The sequence below is a fragment of the Actinoplanes sp. NPDC051388 genome (assembly GCF_055586225.1).
The window spans coordinates 595523-615727 of sequence record NZ_JBVJIP010000001.1; the positions used below are offsets into that span (position 1 = coordinate 595523).

At 71.3% G+C, this 20205-nt stretch carries 16 protein-coding genes; 8 read left to right on the forward strand and 8 right to left on the reverse strand.

Annotated features, from left to right (window positions below; genetic code table 11):
• Position 1 precedes the first annotated feature (1 nt).
• Positions 2-2515, forward strand: a complete 2514-nt coding sequence (locus ACZ6TI_RS02825) for a bifunctional acetate--CoA ligase family protein/GNAT family N-acetyltransferase (protein WP_465343254.1) — start codon at positions 2-4, stop codon at positions 2513-2515.
• On the opposite strand, the gene ACZ6TI_RS02830 is transcribed toward ACZ6TI_RS02825, so the two are convergent.
• Together ACZ6TI_RS02830 and sigB are read right to left on the reverse strand one after the other, a co-directional pair.
• Complete coding sequence (locus ACZ6TI_RS02830) at positions 2486-2863, reverse strand: YrdB family protein (RefSeq protein WP_465343255.1); 378 nt, start codon at positions 2861-2863, stop codon at positions 2486-2488. The genes ACZ6TI_RS02825 and ACZ6TI_RS02830 overlap by 30 nt on opposite strands.
• 56 nt (positions 2864-2919) lie before the next feature.
• Positions 2920-3879, reverse strand: a complete 960-nt coding sequence (gene sigB, locus ACZ6TI_RS02835) for an RNA polymerase sigma factor SigB (protein ID WP_465343256.1) — start codon at positions 3877-3879, stop codon at positions 2920-2922.
• 312 nt (positions 3880-4191) lie between these two features.
• Here sigB and ACZ6TI_RS02840 point away from each other — a divergent pair, with 312 nt between their 5' ends.
• A complete protein-coding gene (locus tag ACZ6TI_RS02840; protein ID WP_465343257.1) occupies positions 4192-4980 on the forward strand; it encodes a sporulation protein in 789 nt (262 codons plus the stop codon).
• Here the strand turns inward: ACZ6TI_RS02840 and dtd are convergent.
• Positions 4977-5399, reverse strand: a complete 423-nt coding sequence (gene dtd / locus ACZ6TI_RS02845) for a D-aminoacyl-tRNA deacylase (protein WP_465343258.1) — start codon at positions 5397-5399, stop codon at positions 4977-4979. The genes ACZ6TI_RS02840 and dtd overlap by 4 nt on opposite strands.
• A complete protein-coding gene (locus ACZ6TI_RS02850; RefSeq protein WP_465343259.1) occupies positions 5399-6040 on the reverse strand; it encodes a phosphotransferase in 642 nt (213 codons plus the stop codon). The genes dtd and ACZ6TI_RS02850 overlap by 1 nt, the downstream gene beginning before the upstream one ends.
• Positions 6041-6111: 71 nt before the next feature.
• On the opposite strand from ACZ6TI_RS02850, the gene ACZ6TI_RS02855 reads away from it, so the two are divergent.
• The 4 genes from ACZ6TI_RS02855 (at position 6112) to ACZ6TI_RS02870 (ending at position 13425) form a co-directional block, all read left to right on the forward strand.
• Entirely contained in the window at positions 6112-9177 is a 3066-nt protein-coding gene (locus ACZ6TI_RS02855) for an NACHT domain-containing protein (protein ID WP_465343260.1), read from the forward strand.
• Entirely contained in the window at positions 9174-12371 is a 3198-nt protein-coding gene (locus ACZ6TI_RS02860) for an NACHT domain-containing protein (protein WP_465343261.1), read from the forward strand. Before ACZ6TI_RS02855 ends, ACZ6TI_RS02860 begins: the two co-directional genes overlap by 4 nt.
• Positions 12372-12393: 22 nt before the next feature.
• Positions 12394-12960, forward strand: coding sequence for an HhH-GPD-type base excision DNA repair protein (locus ACZ6TI_RS02865; protein ID WP_465343262.1), 567 nt, complete (start codon positions 12394-12396; stop codon positions 12958-12960).
• Positions 12961-13074: 114 nt separating this feature from the next.
• Positions 13075-13425, forward strand: coding sequence for a DUF3099 domain-containing protein (locus ACZ6TI_RS02870; protein WP_465343263.1), 351 nt, complete (start codon positions 13075-13077; stop codon positions 13423-13425).
• Here the strand turns inward: ACZ6TI_RS02870 and ACZ6TI_RS02875 are convergent.
• Both ACZ6TI_RS02875 and ACZ6TI_RS02880 read right to left on the reverse strand, forming a co-directional pair.
• The gene (locus ACZ6TI_RS02875) at positions 13422-14336 is read right to left on the reverse strand and encodes a carbohydrate kinase family protein (protein WP_465343531.1); all 915 of its coding nucleotides are present in this window, start codon (positions 14334-14336) and stop codon (positions 13422-13424) included. The two genes, ACZ6TI_RS02870 and ACZ6TI_RS02875, sit on opposite strands and share 4 nt — an antisense overlap.
• 23 nt (positions 14337-14359) lie before the next feature.
• Positions 14360-15304 carry a pseudouridine-5'-phosphate glycosidase gene (locus ACZ6TI_RS02880; RefSeq protein WP_465343264.1) on the reverse strand — a complete coding sequence of 315 codons (945 nt, stop codon included), beginning with the start codon at positions 15302-15304 and terminating at the stop codon, positions 14360-14362.
• A gap of 161 nt (positions 15305-15465) precedes the next feature.
• Here ACZ6TI_RS02880 and ACZ6TI_RS02885 point away from each other — a divergent pair, with 161 nt between their 5' ends.
• The gene (locus ACZ6TI_RS02885) at positions 15466-15684 is read left to right on the forward strand and encodes a DUF3039 domain-containing protein (protein WP_465343265.1); all 219 of its coding nucleotides are present in this window, start codon (positions 15466-15468) and stop codon (positions 15682-15684) included.
• A 145-nt stretch (positions 15685-15829) separates the two neighbouring features.
• Positions 15830-17554: a DEAD/DEAH box helicase gene (locus tag ACZ6TI_RS02890; RefSeq protein ID WP_465343266.1), complete on the forward strand. Its 1725-nt coding sequence runs from the start codon at positions 15830-15832 to the stop codon at positions 17552-17554.
• 382 nt (positions 17555-17936) lie between these two features.
• Here ACZ6TI_RS02890 and ACZ6TI_RS02895 read toward each other — a convergent pair whose 3' ends face one another.
• Both ACZ6TI_RS02895 and ACZ6TI_RS02900 read right to left on the reverse strand, forming a co-directional pair.
• On the reverse strand, positions 17937-18176 hold the full coding sequence (locus ACZ6TI_RS02895; RefSeq protein ID WP_465343267.1) for a DUF7455 domain-containing protein: 240 nt from the start codon (positions 18174-18176) through the stop codon (positions 17937-17939).
• 244 nt (positions 18177-18420) lie between these two features.
• Positions 18421-19962 (reverse strand): RNA polymerase sigma factor, encoded by a 1542-nt coding sequence (locus ACZ6TI_RS02900; RefSeq protein ID WP_465343268.1) that lies wholly within the window; start codon positions 19960-19962, stop codon positions 18421-18423.
• Positions 19963-20205: the final 243 nt, after the last annotated feature.

Consider the following 20205-nt stretch of genomic DNA (forward strand, 5'->3'; position numbering starts at 1 on the left):
CATGAGCGCGGACGTCCTGCTGTCCGACGGCAGCGCCGTGCACCTGCGGCGGATCGAGCCGGGCGACGCACCGGCCATCGTGGACTTCCACTCGCGGATGAGCGAGCGCACGCGTTACCTGCGCTACTTCTCGCCCTACCCGCGCATCCCCGAGCGCGACCTGGAGCGCTTCGTCAACGTCGACCACCACGACCGTGAGGCCTTCGTCATCGTCTCCGGCCCGCGCATCATGGCCGTCGGCCGCTACGAGAGGCTCGGCCCGGACTCGCCGGACGCCGAAGTCGCGTTCGTGGTGGAGGACGCGCACCAGGGCCGCGGCATCGGCTCGGTGCTGCTCGAGCATCTGGCCGAGGCGGCCCGCGCAAATGGCATCGAGCAGTTCGTCGCCGAGGTCCTCCCGCAGAACACCGGCATGCTCCGCGTGTTCAGCGATTTCGGATACCGGGTGCAGCGCCGTTACGAGGACGGCGTGGTGCACCTGAGCTTCCCGATCGCGCCGACCGAGCAGAGCCGGGCCGTGCAGGAGAGCCGTGAGCAGCGCACCGAGGCCAGGTCGATCGCCCGGTTGCTGAGCCCGCGCGGGGTGGCGGTCTACGGCGCGAGTGCCAGCGGGCAGGGGATCGGCGCGGCGTTGCTCGCGCACCTGCGTGACGGCGGTTACCAGGGTGCGATCGTGCCGGTGCATCGCAGCGCCGATCGCGTCGCCGGGCTGCCCGCGTACCCGTCGGCGGTTGATGCCCGCGTCGAAGTGGATCTCGCGCTGATCGCCGTGCCCCCGGACGGCGTCGCGGCGGCCGTGCGCGACGCGGCCTCGGCTGGTGCGGGCGGCCTGGTGGTGGTCTCGGCCGGCTTCGCCGAGGCCGGACCGCAGGGCCAGGCCGCGCAACGCGCTCTGATCGAGACCGCCCACCAGGCGGGACTCCGGGTGGTGGGGCCGGTCAGCATGGGGGTGGCCAACACCGATCCCGGGGTACGCCTGAACGCCACGCTCGCCCCGAGGCTGCCGGCGGCGGGCCGGGTCGGCTTCTTCAGCCAGAGTGGAGCGCTCGGCGTGGCCCTGCTCGCGGAGGCCGATCGGCGCGGCCTGGGCCTGTCGACGTTCGTCTCGGCGGGCAACCGGGCCGACGTCTCCGGCAACGACCTCCTGCAATATTGGCAGGACGATCCGGGCACCGACGTGGTGCTGCTCTATCTGGAGACGTTCGGCAACCCCCGCAAGTTCGCCCGCCTGGCCCGCCGGATGAGCCGGGTCAAGCCGGTGGTCGCGGTGGCCTCGGCGACCCGCCCGCCGGGCCTGGCCGGTGAGCTGCCCGGCCCGGACGCCCACGCGGTGACCGCCCTGTTCGCGCGTTCCGGCGTGATCCGGGTGGACACCGTCGCCGAGCTCTTCGACGTCGGGCTGCTGCTCGCCCACCAGCCGCTGCCGGCCGGCCGCCGGGTCGGCATCGTCGGCAACTCGTCCGCGCTGTCCGGCCTGGCGGTCGCCGCCGCCCGGGCGAACGGCCTCACCGTCGCGCCCGGCTTCCCCCGCGATGTCAGCCCGCAGGCCGGCGCGCACGAGTTCGGCGACGCCCTGGCCGAGGCGGCCGTGGACGAGGGGGTCGACGCGCTGATCGTGGTGTTCGCGCCGCCGCTGCCCGGTCAGCTCGCGGACGAGGACGCCGACTTCGCCGCGGCCCTGGCGAGCGTGGCCCTGGCCGGCGAGAAACCGACGGTGGCGACGTTCCTGCTCGGACAGTCCCCGCCCCGCGTCCCGTCCTACCCGTCGGTCGAGGAGGCCGCCCGCGCGCTGGGCCGGGTCGCGTCCTATGCGGACTGGCTGCGCAAGCCCCCCGGCGTGTTGCCGGACTTCAAGGTGGCGAGCGGCGGCGACCTGTTCTCCTCCTACGGGATCGACGTGGTGCCGTCCGTCGCGGCGGACGGGATCGACGCGGTGCTCACCGCCGCCGGCGAGGTCGGTTATCCGGTGGCGATCAAGGCCGCCGGCCAGACCCTGCGGCACCGCATCGACCTGGGCGCGGTCCGTCTCGCCCTGGCCGACCCCGACGACGTCCGCGCGGCGTATGCCGAACTCGTCGCCGCCTTCGGCCCGGAGGTGCTGGTGCAGTCGATGGTTCCGCCCGGCGTCGCCTGCACGGTCGAGGTGGTCGAGGATCCGGCGTTCGGCCCGGTGGTCGGCTTCGGGCTCGGCGGCGTGGCCAGCGAGTTGCTCGGCGACCTGGCCTGGCGCGCCGCGCCGCTCACCGACCGTGCCGCGAACGCCCTGGTCGACGAGCCCCGCGCGGCGCCCCTGCTGCACGGCTACCGCGGCTCGGCGCCGGTCGATCGGGACGCCCTGGTCGATCTGCTGCTGCGGGTCGGCCGGCTCGCCGACGACAACCCCCAGGTGCGCGCCCTGTCGCTCAACCCGGTGCTGGCCCGCCCGGACGGAATCTCGGTGCTGCACGCCACAGTGGAGCTCGGCGACGCCCGCCCGCGCCGTGACTCAGGACCGCGGCGCCTGATCGCTCCCTGACAGCCACTCGCCGCCGGTGCTCGTGCGCAGCAGGTGCAGGACCAGCCGGTTGGCGGCGGCCAGCACGGCCAGCACCGCGCCCAGGATCGGGCGCCCGGCCAGCGCATAGGCGACCGCCGCGCCGCCGAAGACGACCCACTCGGGGATCAGCCGCAGCGGATCCGGGATCGGGTGGCTGGCCTTGGGCGCAACCCAGCGGGCCCAGATCCAGGCGGCGATCAGCGGCAGCAGCACGGCGCAGGCGATCCTCAGCCAGATCGGGCCGGGCACGTGCCAGCCGCCGTAGGCCAGCGCGCCGAACGCCCACAGTTCGAGCGCGAACCGGAGCACGAGGTTGGCCGCCTTCATGCCCCCGAGCATGCCGAAAGCCGGCCGCGCACCGCGACCGGCTTTCGGTTGAAACTTCAGCTGCTGGCGTACGCCTCGAGCCGCGACGCCCGCTCCGGCGCCCGCAGCTTGGACATCGTCACCTTCTCGATCTGGCGGATCCGCTCCCGGCTGAGCCCGAACTCGCGACCCACCTCGTCGAGCGTGCGCTGCCGGCCGTCGTCCAGGCCGAACCGCAGCCGGATCACCGCCGACTCCCGCTCGGAGAGGGTGGCGAGCACGATCTCGACCTCGCTGCGCAACTCGCCCCGCGCCATCGAGCCGCCCGGCTCGTTGTTGTGGTCGTTCGCCGCGACGAAGTCACCCAGTGCGCTCTCGCCGTCCTCGCCGACCGCCTGGTCCAGGCTGACCGGCTCCCGGTCGTACGAGATCAGCTCGATGATCTGGAACTCCGGCACCCCCATCGCCTTGGCGATCTCGGCGACGCTCGGCTCCCGCCCGATCGAGGCGGCGAGGTCGCGGCGGGCGCGGACCATGCGGTTGACCTGCTCGACCATGTGCACCGGGATGCGGATGGTGCGGGCCTGGTCGGCCATGGCGCGGGTGATGGCCTGCCGGATCCACCAGGTGGCATAGGTGGAGAATTTGTAGCCCTTGGTGTAGTCGAACTTCTCGACCGCGCGGATCAGACCGAGGTTGCCTTCCTGGATCAGGTCGAGGAACGCCATGCCCCGGCCGGTGTACCGCTTCGCGATGCTGACCACCAGGCGGAGGTTGGCCTCCAGCAGGTGGTTCTTGGCGATGTGCCCCTCGTGAATGATGATCTGGAGCAGCGGCTGGAGGTCGTCGGACGCGTCCGCGATCTTCTCCTCCGCATAGAGGCCGGCCTCGATCCGCTTGGAGAGGTCGACTTCCTGAACCGCCGTCAGCAGCTTGGTGCGCCCGATTCCGTTCAGGTAGGCCCGCACCAGATCGGCGGACACCCCCCGCTCGTCGGTCGCGTCCAGATCGGCCAGCGGCTCGACACCGTCGGTCATGATGTTCTCAGCGGAACCAACCGCCGTGGACTCCGTCGACTTCATCTGCAGGACCACCCGAGTCCCCTCCCCGCGATTACGAGTCGTGCGTTTCCAGCCGCATTCGTGCCGGTGATCACAAGCTTGGACCGGGGCGCGTTAAGCGGAGGTGAGGCAAGCGTCCACGTGGCATGAATCAGGGAGAAGCCCGAGGTCGCTAACCCGACATGGTGTCCGGATTGACGGGACATATCGGGACCACGGCCTAATGCTTCGGAGCTGGTGGGTGCTCGATAATCTGATCTCACGAGTTTCTAAGAGAGGGAAGCCGACGTGGTCTTCAAGCGGATGATGCAGGCGATGGGCGTCGGGGGCCCGTCCGTGGAAACGGTGCTCGCCAACCCCAACTGCCGTCCCGGCGGTTTTTTGGAAGGCAACGTTCAGGTCTTGGGTGGCGATCACGCCACCGATATCGAATATGTGGCGGTCGGTCTCATCACCCGGGTCGAGGTGGAGAGCGGCGACAGCGAGTACAACACCGATCAGGAGTTCCACCGGCAGCGGCTGACCGGGTCGTTCCGGCTGGACCCCAACGCACGGCATGACATCCCGTTCCGCTTCGACGTGCCGTGGGAGACCCCGATCACCGAGGTCTACGGCCAGCATCTGCACGGCATGACGATGGGCCTGACCACCGAGCTCGAGGTGGCGCGCGCGGTCGACAAGAGCGACCTGGACATGGTGGCGGTGCACCCGCTGCCGGCTCAGGAGCGCATCCTCGAGGCCCTGCTCCGGCTCGGTTTCCGCTTCAGCCGGGCCGACGTCGAGCGCGGCCGGGTCTACGGCGTGCAGCAGCAGCTGCCGTTCTACCAGGAGATCGAGTTCTACCCGCCGTCGGCATACGCGAGCGGGATCAACCAGCTCGAGCTGACCTTCATCCCGACCCCGCACACGCTGCAGGTGGTGCTGGAGATCGACAAGCGCGGCGGGATGTTCACCGAGGGGCACGACGCCTTCGGCCGCTTCGACGTCGACTACCACTCGGTCGATCAGGTCGACTGGGCCGGTCAGCTGGACAACTGGCTGCGGCAGTCGGCTTCGCGGCGCGGTCTGTTCTTCTAGACCTCGATCAGGAGCGTGTGCGGACCCTCGTTCACGCTCTCGACCAGCATCTGGGTGCGGAAGCGGCCGGTCTCCACGGTCGCACCGCGCGCCCGCAACGCGTCCACGAAAGCCGTGAAGAGCGGCTCCGCGACCTCTGCCGGGGCGGCGGCCGACCAGGTCGGCCGTCGTCCCTTCCGGGCGTCGCCGTAGAGAGTGAACTGGCTGATCACCAGCAGCGGTGCGCCGAGATCCGCGGCCGACGCCTCGCCGGGCAGCAACCGCACCTCGTGCACCTTGCGGGCCAGGGTGCCCGCCTTCTCCTTGGTGTCGTCGTGCGTGACGCCGACCAGCACCAGCAGGCCCCGGCCGATCGCGCCGACCACCTCGTCGTCGACGGTCACGCGGGCCCGGCCGACCGTCTGCACCAGCGCCCGCATCAGCTCTTCCCCCGGACCAGGGCGATCGCCGGCGCGAGCGGCTCGGCGGTCGCCATCTTCTGCTGTCCCATCCGCACCACGATCGCCTCGTCCAGGCAGCGTCGCGGATCGCCGGGCGCGACCGGCAGGAACTCGGCCAGGAACTCTCCGGCCGGCGCCGACCAGGGATGGGTGCGGTCGGCCGCGACCTGAGCCAGGATCAGCGCCGACAGCCCGGTGTCCAGGTCGGCCTCGCCGTCCCGGGCGTTCACCCAGTCGATCACCACCGGGCCGCGGCCGGTCAGCATCACGTTCTCCGGGTGCAGGTCGCAGTGCAGGATCTGCCGGGTGCCGCCCGGCAGGGGCGGCAGCTCGTGCAGGCGCCGCAGCAGGCCGGCCAGCATGTCGGCGGCCACCGGCAGGTCGATGTCGCCGCTCACCATCGCCTGGGCCATGGTCGGCCCGTTCAGGCGCTCCATCTCCATCTCGGAGCCCTCGGCGCGATAGACCTCGGGCACCGGATAGCCCAGCCCGCCGACATGACGCATCAGCTCGGCCTCGTCGGTGACATCGGTGACCCGTCGGTAGCGGCGCAGCACACGGCGGTCGTCCAGCGCGTACACGTCGGCTTCTTGGCCCGAGGCGAGCGGTTCGTCCGTCACGCCGACGACGCTAGCCGATCTTCCGGCGCCCTCCGTAGCGCGGCACGGGTGCGGCGCTCCATCATGGTGCGATGGCCTCCCGGTTGCGCTACTCCGATGCCGTCAAGCTGCTCGGCGGCTCGAGCCCGGCGGTCCAGGCGATCGACGATCTGCTCGGCGGCGTCCTGTCGGCCGCGACGCTGGGCGGTTCGGACGCGGCGCTGAGTTTCTTCGACGCCAAGGCCGAGATGGTCCGGCTGGGGCGGCTCGCCACCGACAAGATCCAGGATTCGGTACGCGGCCGCGGCCGCTACGACCGCAATCAACGGCTGGCGGCCGCCCACGCGATCCTCGTGGTGACCGCCTTCTTCGAGGCGTTCGACGAGATCGTGGTGGCGGCCGAGTTCCCGCCGCCCGAGATGACCCGGGACGACCAGGTGATGCTCGCGGCGGGCACCGCGATCAGCGGCGACTGGCTGCCGAGGCTGCTCGCGGCGCCACTGCCGGCGCCCAGCCCGGAGCGCACCTACGACCAGCTGCTGATCGATCTGGCCGAGTGGTTCGTGGACGCCGGCGACTGGTTCGGCGACTTCCTGGGCGGCTTCGCCGAGTGGGACCGGGCCGATGAACGCGCCCGGCGCGCGATCGGCGCGCTGCTGCGGGAGCGGCTGCCGGCCCGGGCGGTGGCGCACTACGAGCAGGCGCATCGGCGGCTCGCGGCGGACATCCCCGAGTTCGCGATCTGGGTCGACCGGGCCGAGTCGCGAGCGCTCGGGCGTGGCCTGCTCGGGCTGGAGGCGGCGCTGGGCCGGCTGGCGGTCGGCGCGGATCCCCGGCGGCATCGGGCGGCGCTCGCCGCGGCGTACCGGTCGGAGCTGGACCGGCCGATCCTCGGCGGCGACACCGGCGACCTGACCATCCCCTGGCTGGGTGAGGCGTATGTGGACGCGCGCTTCCAGGCCAAGGAGTGCAACCCGGCCTCGCGCCCGGCCGATGAGCAGTGGTGGGACCGAGCGCCCCGCGGTGACCTGTCGGAGTTCCTGGTTCGCTATCTGATCACGCCCTCGGCGACCACCGCGCCGCTGCTGCTGCTCGGGCATCCCGGCGCCGGCAAGTCCGCGCTCACCCGGATCCTGGCCGCCCGGCTGCCCGCCTCCGACTTCCTCGCGATCCGGGTGGTCCTGCGCGAGGTGCCGGCCGAGGCCGCGATCCAGGACCAGATCGAGCATGCTCTGCGCACCGCGATCGGCGAGACCGTGGCGTGGGCCGACCTGGCCCGCAGCGCGGACGGCGCGATGCCGGTGGTGATGTTGGACGGCTTCGACGAGCTGCTGCAGGCCACCGGCATCCACCAGTCGGACTATCTGCAGCGGGTGGCCGAGTTCCAGCGGCGCGAGGCGGTGCAGGGCCGGCCGGTCGCGGTGATCGTGACCAGCCGGGTGGCGGTGGCCGACCGGGCCCGGCTGCCGGAGGACGGCCTGGTGGTGCGGCTCGAGCCGTTCGACGAGGCGCAGATCGGCCGCTGGCTCGCCACCTGGAACTCGGCGAACCGGCGCGCGCTCGCCGCCCGAGGCCTGGGCCCGCTGCCGGCCGACGTGGCGCAGCGCTTCCCCGACCTGGCCGGGCAGCCGTTGTTGCTGCTGATGCTCGCGCTCTACGACGCCACCGGCAACGACCTGCAGAACACCGACGCGTCGTTCGGCCGGGTGCAGCTGTTCGAGCGGCTGCTCGGCGACTTCGCGCTGCGGGAGGTGCGGCGCTGGCACGAGGGACGCCCGGACCGCGAGCTGGACGTCCTGGTCGACGACGAGCTGATGCGACTGTCGATCGTGGCCTTCGCGATGTTCAACCGCGGCCGGCAGTGGGTTACCGAGGCGGAGCTCGACGAGGACCTGGCCGGACTCCGGATCGAGCCGGCCCGGCATCCGCGCACCGAGGACTTCCGCAGCCCGCTGACCCACGGCCAGGAACTGGTCGGCCGCTTCTTCTTCATCCAGCGGGCCCAGGCGACCCGGGACGGCCGGGCGTTGCAGACCTACGAGTTCCTGCACGCCACCTTCGGCGAATACCTGGTCGCCCGGCTGACCGCGCACCTGCTGCGGGAGAGCGCGGACCGCGAGGCCAACCGCGCCTTCCGGCTGCGGGCGGGCACCGGCGACGACGAGCTGCTGCAGTCGCTGCTCGGCTTCATGCCGCTGACCGCCCGCAGCACCGTGCTGACCTTCGTCGGCGAACTGATCGCGGCCGGCGAGCCGGCGCCGGTCCGGGAATGGCTGCTCGGGCGGCTGCGCGCGGCCCTGATCGAGCCGGACTACCTGCCGCGCCAATATCACCCCGGCAACGTCCGGACCGACCACCGGATCGCGACCTACTCGCTCAACCTGACCCTGCTGCTGCTGGCCGTGGGCGGCGAGGTGCGGGCGAGTGAACTGTGGACCAAGGCCAAGGACCCGGCCGGATGGTTGCGCAACGCCGCGCAGATCTGGCGGGGCACGCTGCCGTCCGGCATGTGGCTCGACCTGATGGCCTGGGTCGAGGTCGAGCGCACCTGGACGGACGGCCGCCGCGACCTGGTGCTGCGACTGTTCTCCAGCGACCCGTTCGACCCGGTCGATCCGTTGTGGTCACACCAGCGGCAGAGCGTGGACGACCTGCCGGTCGGCACGACGTTCGAGTCCGGCTTCTTCATGAACCCGGCGCTGCGCTCGATGAAGCTGAGCAACAACCTCAGCGACGACGTGCTCCGCCACGCGATCGACCCGATCTTGAATGAGCTTTACGGCACCCCTCAGATGTTCGTCGTGCACGGGCCCGATGACGCCGAGTCGGTGGCCCACAGCCTGGTGCGCCTCAGTCTGGTCTCCCTGATTGGTGATCCGGCGGAATTGGAAGACGCCTATCACCGGGCGGTCACGGCGGTGGTCGCCTGGTCCGGCGGGACATCCACCTCGAGGATCTCCGACGTCAAACCGGCACTCCTGGTGCTGCGATCGATGGCGCACGACACCGGGCGACTGCCGGCCGACCGGGTTCGCGAATTCGTCGAGCAGATCGTCCTGTTCACCGGGTGGGCCCCGACCGACGAGGTCATGCGGGCCGCCGCGGAGTGCCTGACGGCCGCCGGCGTTCCCGAGCAGCCGTGGCAGCAGATCCGGTGAGCGGGCGCCTGCGCTATGTGGACGCGGTCAAGCTGCTCGGCGGGCAGACGCCCGAGATCAAGGCCCTCGACAACCTGCTCGGCGGCGCGCTGGCGGTCGCGACCGGCGGCGGCAGCGAACTGGCGATCGGCCTCTTCGACGCGAAGGCCGAGGTGATCCGGCTCGGCCACGTGCTGACCGACAAACTCCACGAGAAGGTACGCGGCCTGGGCCGCTTCGACCGCACGATGCGCCTGCAGGCCGCGCACGGCGTGCTGGTGGTGACCGCCTTCTTCGAGGCCGTCGACGAAATTGTGCAGGTAGCGGGCGTGCCCGACCCCGAGATCACCCGTGGTGAGCAGCTGAACCTCGCCGGGGGCGCGCGCGGCAATGGCAACTGGGTCGGACGACTTTTATCGGCCCCCGTTCCGGAGCCTTCGCCAGACCGGACGTGGGACGACCTGCAGAAATTTCTGCTCCATTGGTATGTCAACGTTGGCGACCAACTCGACCGGTTTCTGACCGGCCTGCGTGCGTGGGAGAGCGTCGACGAGACTGTCCGACGGCACCTTCGCCACCTGATCGAGACCAGCCTTCCGACGATGGCGTTGCGCCGCTTCGACGAAGCGCATCTGCGGCTTGCCGCCGAGATTCCCGAGTTCGCGCTGTGGACGAACCGCCTGGACAGCCGGGCTCGTCATCGGGAGCTCCGGCGCAGCCTCGACGGGCTGGAAGCGTTCTTACGGCGTACCGGTCAAGGGTCTGATCCGGAGCGGCACCGGGCCGATCTCGCCCGCGCCTATCGGGCCGACCTGTTCGAGCCGGTCGCCGAGGGCGACGCCGGCGACGTCACCTTTCCCACCCTGGCCGACCTCTACATCGATCCGAGCTTCCGGGTGCGGACGGCCGGGCCGGGCGACAAGCCCGCCGCCGAGGAGTGGTGGGACGTCGATCGCCGCGACGACCTCGGGGATTTCCTGGCGACCTACCTCACCACGCCGCAGGCGAACCAGGTGCCGCTGCTGGTGCTCGGCCAGCCGGGTGCGGGGAAATCGGCGCTGACCAAGGTTCTGGCGGCGCGTCTGCCCGCGACGGACTTCCTGGTGGTGCGTGTGCCGCTGCGCGAGGTGCCCGCCGAGGCCGAGCTGCAGAAGCAGATCGAGTTCGCGCTGGACGCCACGATCGGGCGGACCGTCGCCTGGGCCGACCTGGCCGACACCGCCGGCGGTGCGATGCCGGTGATCCTGCTGGACGGCTTCGACGAACTGGTCCAGGCGACCGGCGCCCGCCAGTCCGACTTCCTGAAGAAGGTGGTCGCCTTCCAGAAGCGGGAGGCGCGGATGGGCCGGCCGGTCGCGGTCGTGGTGACCAGCCGGGTCGCGGTCGCGGATCGGGCCACCATTCCGGAGGACACGCTGGTGGTGCGTCTGGCCGGCTTCGACGACGGGCAGGTCGGGGAGTGGCTGACGACGTGGAACGCGGCCAACGCGCCGCACGGCCGGGCGCCGCTCACCCGTCCGGCGGTGGCCCGCTATCCGCACCTCATCGAGCAGCCGTTGCTGCTGCTCATGCTGGCGCTCTACAACGCGGAGGAGGCACTGCCGGCGGACGCCGACCTCGAACTGGCCGACCTCTACGAGCGGCTGATGGCGAGCTTCGCCGAGCGCGAGGTGCGGCGGATCCACGCCGGCGAGCCGGAGGATGCCGTGCCCGGCCTGATCGAGGAGGAACTGCGGCGGCTGTCCGTGATGGCGTTCGCCATGTTCAACCGGTCCCGGCTGTGGGTGACCGACGAGGAACTCGACGCCGACCTGGTGGCTCTCGGCATGGCCCAGGCGGAACGTGGCCGCGCCGCGCTCACGGCCGCGCAGGAGGTGGTCGGACGGTTCTTCTTTCTGCAACGGGCGCAGGCCATCCAGGACGGACACACTCGCCAGGCCTATGAGTTCCTGCACGCGACGTTCGGCGAATACCTGGTGGCCCGGCTGGTGGCGCGACTCGTGACCCGCGACGCCGTCCTGCTGCGCTCGCTGATCGGCTATGCGCCGCTGTTCGCTCGGGAGACCGTGCCGGACTTCCTGCACACGTTGCTGGCCGGGCGCGCGGACGTTCGGGAGTGGCTGATGCCGCCGGCGCAGCGGGCGCTGAGCCGGCCGGAGGCGCCCGGCCTCGCGTACCGGCCGGTCGACCGGCGCATCGACCACTGGATGGCGGTCTATTCGCTCAACCTCACGGTCCTGTTGGTGGCCTGCGGCGACCCGGTCCGCGCCAGTGAGCTCTTCCCCGGCGAGAGCGAGCCGGCGGGCAGCCTGAGCGCGGCCGCATGGCAGTGGGGCGGCGCGATGGAACGCAGCACGTGGGGCGGCTTCCTCGACATGATCGTCGTGCGTCGACTGTGGGACGGCGACCGCCGGGACATGGAACTCGAGTTCGGCCGGTCGGACCACACCGAGGCGGTGGACCCGTGGTGGACGCACGGCCGGGACGACAGCCGCCGGTGGGCGCCGGCCCGCACGGTGGTCACCGGCTTCACCACGCCCGGCCACGCGTTCAAGTCGCTGCACCTCAGCGGCGGCATCGGCAGCGACATGCTGCGGCACGCCCTGGAACCGCTGACCTCGGTGGCGCCGCAGGCCCTGACCACCTTCGTGGTGCACGAGGACGGCACCGGCATGTCGTCGGTGCTGCACGACGCGGTGGCGCTCTGGCACGGATCCGCGACCGGGGCGCCGGAGCTGGAGCTGGCCTACGACCGTGCGGTGAACTCCCTGACCACACTGTTCGACTTCGACGAGTTCACCGCCGTCGGTGCGCTCGTCCTCCGGCCGCTGCGCCTGGACGCCGGCCGGTTCTGGTCGTCCGACGTGATCGGCTGGCTGCAGTCGATCGTCGGCGCGGCCTTCTACTCCACCGACCTCGCACCGGATGTGCTGGAGGCCCTGGCCGCGACCCGGGAGTCACCGGCATCGCTGAGCAGCCTGATCGAGCAGGCGCTCGGGACGGACGGCGGGGTGAACCGGCGGTGGACGCCGGGGTCGCGGGTCCGGATCGTGGCCGCGCTCGGCGGTCTCCGGTCACATCTGCGCGCCGAGGCCGTCGCCTGGGTGCACCGGGAACTGCTGCGAGGCCTGCCGGCCGATCTTGCGGAGGCCGACGTCGGACGGCCGACGGCGACCGCCGCGGAGGCGGCACGCCGGGCGTTCGACCGGGGTTGACCAGCAGGGCAGACTGTTCGGCATGACGATGTCGCTGCCGATCGACGCCGCGGCCAACGAGCTGCTCTCCACCGACCCGCTGGCCCTCCTCATCGGGATGACCCTCGACCAGCAGGACAAGCTCGAGAAGGCGTTCAACGCGCCCTACGTGCTCTCGCAGCGCCTCGGGCACGTGCCGACCGTTCCGGAGCTCGCCGACTTCGACCCGGACGAGCTCGTCGTGATCTTCACCGGGCCGCCCGCCCTGCACCGCTTCCCCAAGGCGATGGCCGGCCGGGTTCAGGAGGTCTGCCGCGAGCTGGTCGCGCGCTTCGACGGCGACGCGGCCAACCTGTGGAAGGACGCGGACAGCGGCGCCGAGCTGGTCAAGCGGGTCGCCTCGCTGCCGGGCTTCGGCATCCAGAAGTCGCAGATCTTCACCGCCCTGCTCGGCAAGCAGTTCGGGGTGCAGCCGCCCGGGTGGCGTGAGGCGGCCGGCCACTACGGCGAGGAGGGCTCGTTCCGCTCGGTGGCCGACATCGTCGACAGCCCGTCGCTGGACAAGGTGCGCGCCTACAAGAAGGAGATGAAGGCCGCCGCCAAGGCGTGAGGCACGGCCACTCCCGGCCTGCCGGCCGCTCTGACCTGGCCCACGGCGCTGCTGCGTCGGTAGTGGGCGTCCGCGGGAAAGCGGTGCAAGGATGAGGGGTCGATCGGAGAACCAGTGAAGAAGCAGCCGGAGCGGCCGGTGGTCATCACCGATGCCGCCCGCAGCCAGGGCGATCAGCTCCGCAGCCGGGAGATCCGCTACGTGACGATGATGGCGTTGCGAGCCGTCTGCCTGATCACCGGCGCCATCCTGATCAGCGTGAAGCCCCCGCTGCTCCCGCTGTGGCTGATCCTCTGCGCGGCCGGCATGGTCTTGCTGCCCTGGGCCGCCGTGCTGATCGCGAACGACCGCCCGCCCAAGACCCGGGCCGAGCGCGCCCAGTCCGTGCCCCAGCCCACCCAGCGCATCCTGGAGCAGCCGGCCTCCGAAAGGCCCCAGCCCCGCACCATCGACGCGGAAGACTAGGGCCGGGCGCCGACCCTGGTCACCGCTGAGGCGCCCAGCAGGGCACCGGCGGTCAGGGCCGCCTCCGGCGAGGATCCGCTGGTCCAGGCCTGAATCAGGCCCGCGGCGAAGGCGTCGCCCGCGCCGGTCGGATCAATCACCGGTACGCGTCTCGTGCTTCCCAACCGCACCACCCCGTCCCGCCCGCACCAGACGGCGCCGTCGGGGCCGGCCTTGACGACCACGTTCCGGGCCGTGCCGGTCAAGAGCAGGGCCTGCGCCCCGGGACTGCCCGTCCCGGCGAGCACCGCGGCCTCATCCGCGTTGCAGAGGAGCAGGTCGGCGTCGCGTACCCAGGTCAGGAAGGCCGGCGCGCCCTCGCGGCGCAAGGGGGCCGCCGAGCTGGCGTCGACGCTCACCGTGAGACCGCGGTCCCGGGCCGCCGCCAGCGCGGCCTGCGCACCCGCCCGGGAACCCTCGTTGAGCAGCGCATATCCGGAGAGATGCAGGTGCCGGGCATCGGCGGCGGAGGCCACCGCCGCGCGCACGTCGACCGGATCGAGCAGCAGCGCGGCCCCCGGATCGGTGATCAGCGTGCGCTCCTCGGCGGTGACCAGCACCACGACCGTGCCGGTGGGCGCGCCGGCGTGCGCCCGCACCGCGCAGTGCACGCCCAGCGCGGTCAGCTCGGCGATCCGCTCCCGGCCGGCGGCGTCGTCGCCCACCGCGGCGACCAGCGTGACCGCCGCGCCGGCGTGCGCGAGCCAGGCCGCCGTGTTCGCCGCCTGACCGCCGCCGGCCGATGCGATCGCGGCGAGCGTGTCGGTGCCGTGCTCGATCGGCCCCTCCGGCACCACCAGCACGTCCGTGACCAGGTCACCCACCACGAGCACCCGTCCCGCGGCCCGGGCCGGCCCGCCGGCATCCGTCATGCCGGGCCGCCGCGGTTCGCCGGTCATGCGGGGACGGAGAAGCCCAGCTGCGCGGGGGCGGGAGCGGCCGCGGCGGCGATCTCGGCGGCCAGGGCGGCGTTGCGCAGGATGATCCGGACGTTGACCGCCAGGCTCTGCCCCTCGGTGTTGGCGTGGAAGTAGGCCAGCAGGTAGGGCGTGACGTCCTTGCCGGTGACCTGGTCGGCGGCCAGCCGGGCCAGGCCGTCGGCCAGGGTGCGGTCGTGCAGGGCCCGGTCGAGCTGCTCGTCCGCCGGCAGCGGGTTGGCCACGATCACCGCGCTGCGGCTCACGTCCTGCTCGTCGCGCGCCTTGAGCACCGCGGCGACCTGCTTGGGCGAGTCCAGCGACCAGTCCAGGTCGAAGCCGCCGTCGGTGATGAAGAAGCCCGGGAACCGCCGCGTCCGATAGCCCACCACGGCCACGCCGAGCGTCTCCAGGCGTTCCAGGGTCGCGCCCACATCGAGGATCGACTTGACCCCGGCACAAACCACGACGATCGGGGTACGCCCCAGCGTGGTCAGGTCCGCCGACTCGTCGAACGTGGTGCCCGCCTCGCGATGCACCCCGCCCAGCCCGCCGGTGGCGAACACGCCGATCCCGGCCGCGGCCGCCACCGCGCTGGTCGCGGCCACCGTGGTCGCGCCGTCCGCCCCGGTCGCGGCGGCCACCGCCAGGTCGCGGACCGAAAGCTTGAGCGCGTCCGGGGAGGCGAGCCGTTCGATCTGCTCGGGGGAGAGGCCGACGACCAATTCGCCCCCGATCATCCCGATTGTCGCCGGAATCGCCCCATTGTCGCGTACCGTCTGCTCGATCTCGTGGGCCACCCGGATGTTGTCGGGGTGCGGGAGACCGTGCGAGATGATCGTGCTCTCCAGCGCCACGATCGGCCTGCCGTCGCGCCGCGCCCGGCTCACGTGATCGCCGTATTGAATCGAGAAGTCCGTCACGATGGCCACGGTACGGTGCCCCGCGATGCGCTTGTCGTTGGACCGACCAGGCAAGTGGTGTCAGACTTGTCGGTTGGAGCTTCAGCCGCCGAGACGGGGGCCCGGTGATCCGGGCATCGGCGGAGTGTGAATGCGAATGACCGCTACGAGAGGCAGATACCGTGAGCACGCAGATCCTGGAGCGCCCGGAAACCAAGGATGCGGACACCGGGCCCGAGATGTTCCACTACGTGCGCAAGGAAAAGATTGCGGAGAGTGCCGTGATGGGCACGTTCGTGGTCGCACTGTGCGGCGAGAAGTTCCCGGTGACGAAGACGCCGAAGAAGGGCTCCCCGGTCTGCCCGCAGTGCAAAGAGATCTACGAATCCATGAAGCACTGAGCTGCTGATCGCCGCTCCGCTCCTCCGGCATTTGCCCCGAGGGGCCGGTGAGCGCGCCCTCAGTGAAGCCGCCCTCGTTATGCTGGACCCGCCCCCGCAGGCCATCCGCGGGGGCGTTTTCGTTCAGGGGAAGGATCGTCGCAGCTTGAGCCCGCCGCTACCGGATCTGGAGACGTTCCCGCCACTGCGAGCTTGGCAGCGCAAGGCCCTGGTGGAATATCTGCGGCGACGATCCGACGACTTCATGGCGGTCGCCACGCCCGGCGCCGGCAAGACCACGTTCGCCCTGCGGATCGCCGCCGAACTGCTCGCCGACCGCTCCGTCGAGGCGATCACTGTGGTGTGTCCCACCGAGCACCTGAAGACACAGTGGGCGGCCGCCGCGGCCCGGGTCGGCATCCAGCTCGACCACTCGTTCCGCAACGCCGACGTGCACTCCTCCCGGGACTTCCACGGCGCGGTGCTGACCTATGCCCAGGTCGGCATGGCCCCGGCGGTGCACCGGCGCCGCACGATGACCCGCAACACGTTCGTGATCCTGGACGAGATCCACCACGCCGGCGACTCCCGCACCTGGGGCGACGGGGTGAAGAACGCGTTCGAGCCCGCGGTCCGGCGGCTGATGCTGACCGGCACCCCGTTCCGCTCGGACGAAAATCCCATTCCGTTCGTGACCTATGAGCGCGGCGACGACGGCCTGCAACGCTCCCGTGCCGACTCGATCTACGGCTACTCCGACGCGCTGCGGGACGGCGTCGTCCGGCCGGTGCTGTTCATGGCGTATTCGGGGGAGACCCGCTGGCGCACCAACGCCGGCGACGAGCTCGCGGCCCGCCTCGGCGAGCCGATGACGAAGGATCTGGTGGCGCAGGCCTGGCGCACCGCGCTGGACCACCGCGGCGGCTGGATGCCGCAGGTGCTCAAGGCGGCCGACGCGCGGCTGTCCCGGCTGCGCTCGCACGGCATCACCGACGCCGGTGGCCTGGTCATCGCCAGCGACCAGCAGACCGCCCGGGCCTATGCGAAGTTGCTCGAGGCCGTCTCCGGCGAGAAGGCGGTCGTGGTGCTCTCCGACGACGCCGGCTCGTCCGAGCGGATCGCCAGTTTCGCCCTCTCCGAGCAGCGCTGGATGGTGGCGGTGCGGATGGTGTCCGAGGGCGTCGACATCCCCCGCCTGGCCGTCGGCGTCTATGCCACCAGCGCCTCCACACCGCTTTATTTCGCGCAGGCGATCGGCCGTTTCGTGCGGGCCCGGCGCGAGGGCGAGACCGCGACGGTCTTCCTGCCGAGCGTCCCGCACCTGCTCGGCCTGGCCAGCGAGATGGAGGCCCAGCGCGACCACATCCTGGGCGCGCCGAAGGACCCGGACGGCCTGGACGACGCACTCCTCGAACGCGCGCAGCGCGAGGAGGAGGCGTCCGGCGATCTGGACAAGCAGTTCGAGGCGCTCTCCGCGACCGCCGAGCTGGACCAGGTGATCTTCGATGGCACGTCGTTCGGCACCGGGGCGTTGACCGGCACCGCCGAGGAGGAGGAATACCTCGGCCTGCCCGGCCTGCTCAGCCCCGACCAGGTGGCGGTGCTGCTGAACCGCCGCCAGTCCGAGCAGCTCGCCGCGCAGAAGAAGGCCGCCCGGGCGAACGGCGACTCGGTCCCGTCTCCGCGGGAGCCGGTGGTGCTCAGCGCGGGGGAGCGGCGGGTCGGGCTGCGCCGGCAGCTGAACACGCTGGTCGCGGCGCACCACCACCGCACCGGGCTGCCGCACGGCAAGATCCACGCGGAGCTGCGCCGGCTGTGCGGCGGCCCGCCCAGCGCGCAAGCCACGATCGAGCAGCTCGAGGAGCGGATCGCCACCATCCAGACCATGTGATCGCCGCCGGGTCGACACCGAGGTCTACCACTGGACCGCCAAGCGGGTCGTGCTGAGCGCGGGCTTCAGCGTCCCGCTGGTGGCCTTCGGCATCGGCGCCCTGCACGCTCTCAGCCCCGACTCGTCCGTGTGCCTGGGACGATTCTGGGCGCCCTGTGCGGCGGCGTGCTGGGCGCGCGTAGTGGCCACGGTGGGGGCGTGCGCCGCAGGCGCCGCCTGGCGGCCCAGACGGCCGGGGAGGACTGACGGCCCCCCGCCCGTCGGAGCCCTGCGGACCACGGTCGAGCGGCTGTGGGCCGACCAGCCCGGCTCAGGCACGTGAAAAGGGGCGCCCCACACCGTGGGCGCCCCTTTTGAAGGTCTGTGTTTGGGGGATTCAGATTCAGTTGGAGTTGGACATCATGTCCGCGCCACGCCAGACGAACTCAGGCTCCGCTGCGTATTGCACCGCGATCTTTACCAGGTCCTCTGCGTAGCGGTTGGCGTGGTGCCCGCAGAACACGAGCTCGCTACCCCCCGCGAGGGTCAAACGGAGCTTCCCTGCTGCATTGCAGCGGTCGCACCGTTCATCGGCAGCTGTGCCGGCCACGCTTCCCGCCGGCGGCGTGAGAGTCGGGGTCATAGCCTTCCTCCTCTGGTCGTCACCGATGAACTTGTTCCTCGGCTACTGCTCACCCATCGTGCAACATCCGTGCCCGTTGCGGCCTTCCCTGTGTGCCCTGAGGGGACCCAAGTCACACGCGGTCCGGCAAGTGTGCCGTCCCTCAAGGGTGCCACGTCAACGATCTCGGTCATACAACGGTCTGATCACCACCTTGTGATGTACGGGTGGTGACCAATCCGACACGAAAGGTTGACTAAAAACACTAGTCCAGATAGTCGCGGAGGACCTGCGAACGGGACGGGTGACGGAGCTTCGACATCGTCTTGGACTCGATCTGCCGGATCCGCTCACGGGTCACACCGTAGACCTGGCCGATCTCGTCCAGCGTGCGCGGCTGGCCGTCGGTCAGCCCGAAGCGCAGCCGGACCACGCCGGCCTCCCGCTCGGACAGCGTCTGCAGCACCTGCTGGAGCTGGTCCTGCAGCAGCGAGAACGAGACCGCGTCGACCGCGACGACCGCCTCCGAGTCCTCGATGAAGTCACCGAGCTGGCTGTCGCCCTCGTCGCCGATGGTCTGGTCGAGCGAGATGGGCTCACGCGCGTACTGCTGGATCTCCAGCACCTTTTCCGGCGTGATGTCCATTTCCTTGGCCAGTTCCTCCGGCGTGGGCTCGCGGCCCAGGTCCTGGAGCAGCTCGCGCTGGATGCGGCCGAGCTTGTTGATGACCTCGACCATGTGCACCGGGATGCGGATGGTGCGGGCCTGGTCGGCCATGGCGCGGGTGATGGCCTGCCGGATCCACCAGGTGGCATACGTCGAGAACTTGTAGCCCTTGGTGTAGTCGAACTTCTCGACCGCGCGGATCAGGCCCAGGTTGCCCTCCTGGATCAGGTCCAGGAACGCCATGCCGCGACCGGTGTAACGCTTGGCCAGCGAGACCACGAGTCGCAGGTTGGCCTCGAGCAGGTGGTTCTTGGCGCGCTCGCCGTCGCGGCCGATCCAGCGCAGGTCACGCTCGAACGTGCGGTCGAGCTTCTCCTCGCCCTCGTCGCAGGCGCGCAGCCGCTCGGCCGCATAGAGCCCGGCCTCGATCCGCTTGGCGAGCTCGACCTCCTGCTCCGCGTTGAGCAGGGGGACCTTGCCGATCTGCTTCAGATAGGCCCGGACGGAGTCGGCGGAGGCGGTCAGCTCGGCGTCGCGCCGGGCCTGCTTCAGCGCCTCGGACTCCTCGTCGTCCCACTCGAAGTCGCCGTCGGTGGCCGTGGCGGCGGCGTCGGTGGCAGCGGCCTGCACCAGGGCGGCCGGCTCCTCGACGACGACGTCCTCGACCTCGGCGACCAATTCCTCGGGATCGATCTCGCCCTCGGCGGGACCCTCACCCTCGGCGACGGGCGTGCCGTCGGCGGCCTTCTTGGCGGGCGCGGCCTTCTTCGCCGCGGCCTTCTTGGCCGGAGCGCGCTTGGCCGGTGCGGCCGGGTCGCCCTCGGCGGCCGGCGCGGCAGGCGCCTTCTTGGCCGGCGCGGCCGCCGCCTTGGCCGTGGTGGCCTTGGAGGCGGGCGTCGCGGCCCGGGCGGCGGCGACCTTGCGGCGCGAGGTGCTGGCGGAGCCGTCGACCACGACGGTCACGCCGGCGTCCACCAGCGCCCGTACGATCTTCTTAGCCTGAGCCGGGGTCACCTCGGCGGACTCGACAGTCTGCGCGACCTGGGACGCCGTGATCTGCCCGCCCGCGCCCTGAGCATGGGCGATCAGGGCCTCGGTGAGGGAGCGAACGTCGGCACCGGTCTGGTGGGCTTCTGTCACGAATGACCTTCCGGAGGGCGATGAAACACGGCCTGTGTGCCCAGCGCAGCACGCGGCGACGGGACTGGCCGGTGTGGTGGGAGCCCCCGAGACGCGGTCCGGCCGACAGGTCTGGAGTCCGTGTGACGGTGGCAGTGCTGAATTGTAGCGCCGATGAACGAGATCCTCCCGTCGCCGCACGCCACCGGCACGGCGCGGGGGGCTGGTGAGGTCCCCCGGCACGGCCGGCGGGAGAATGCTACT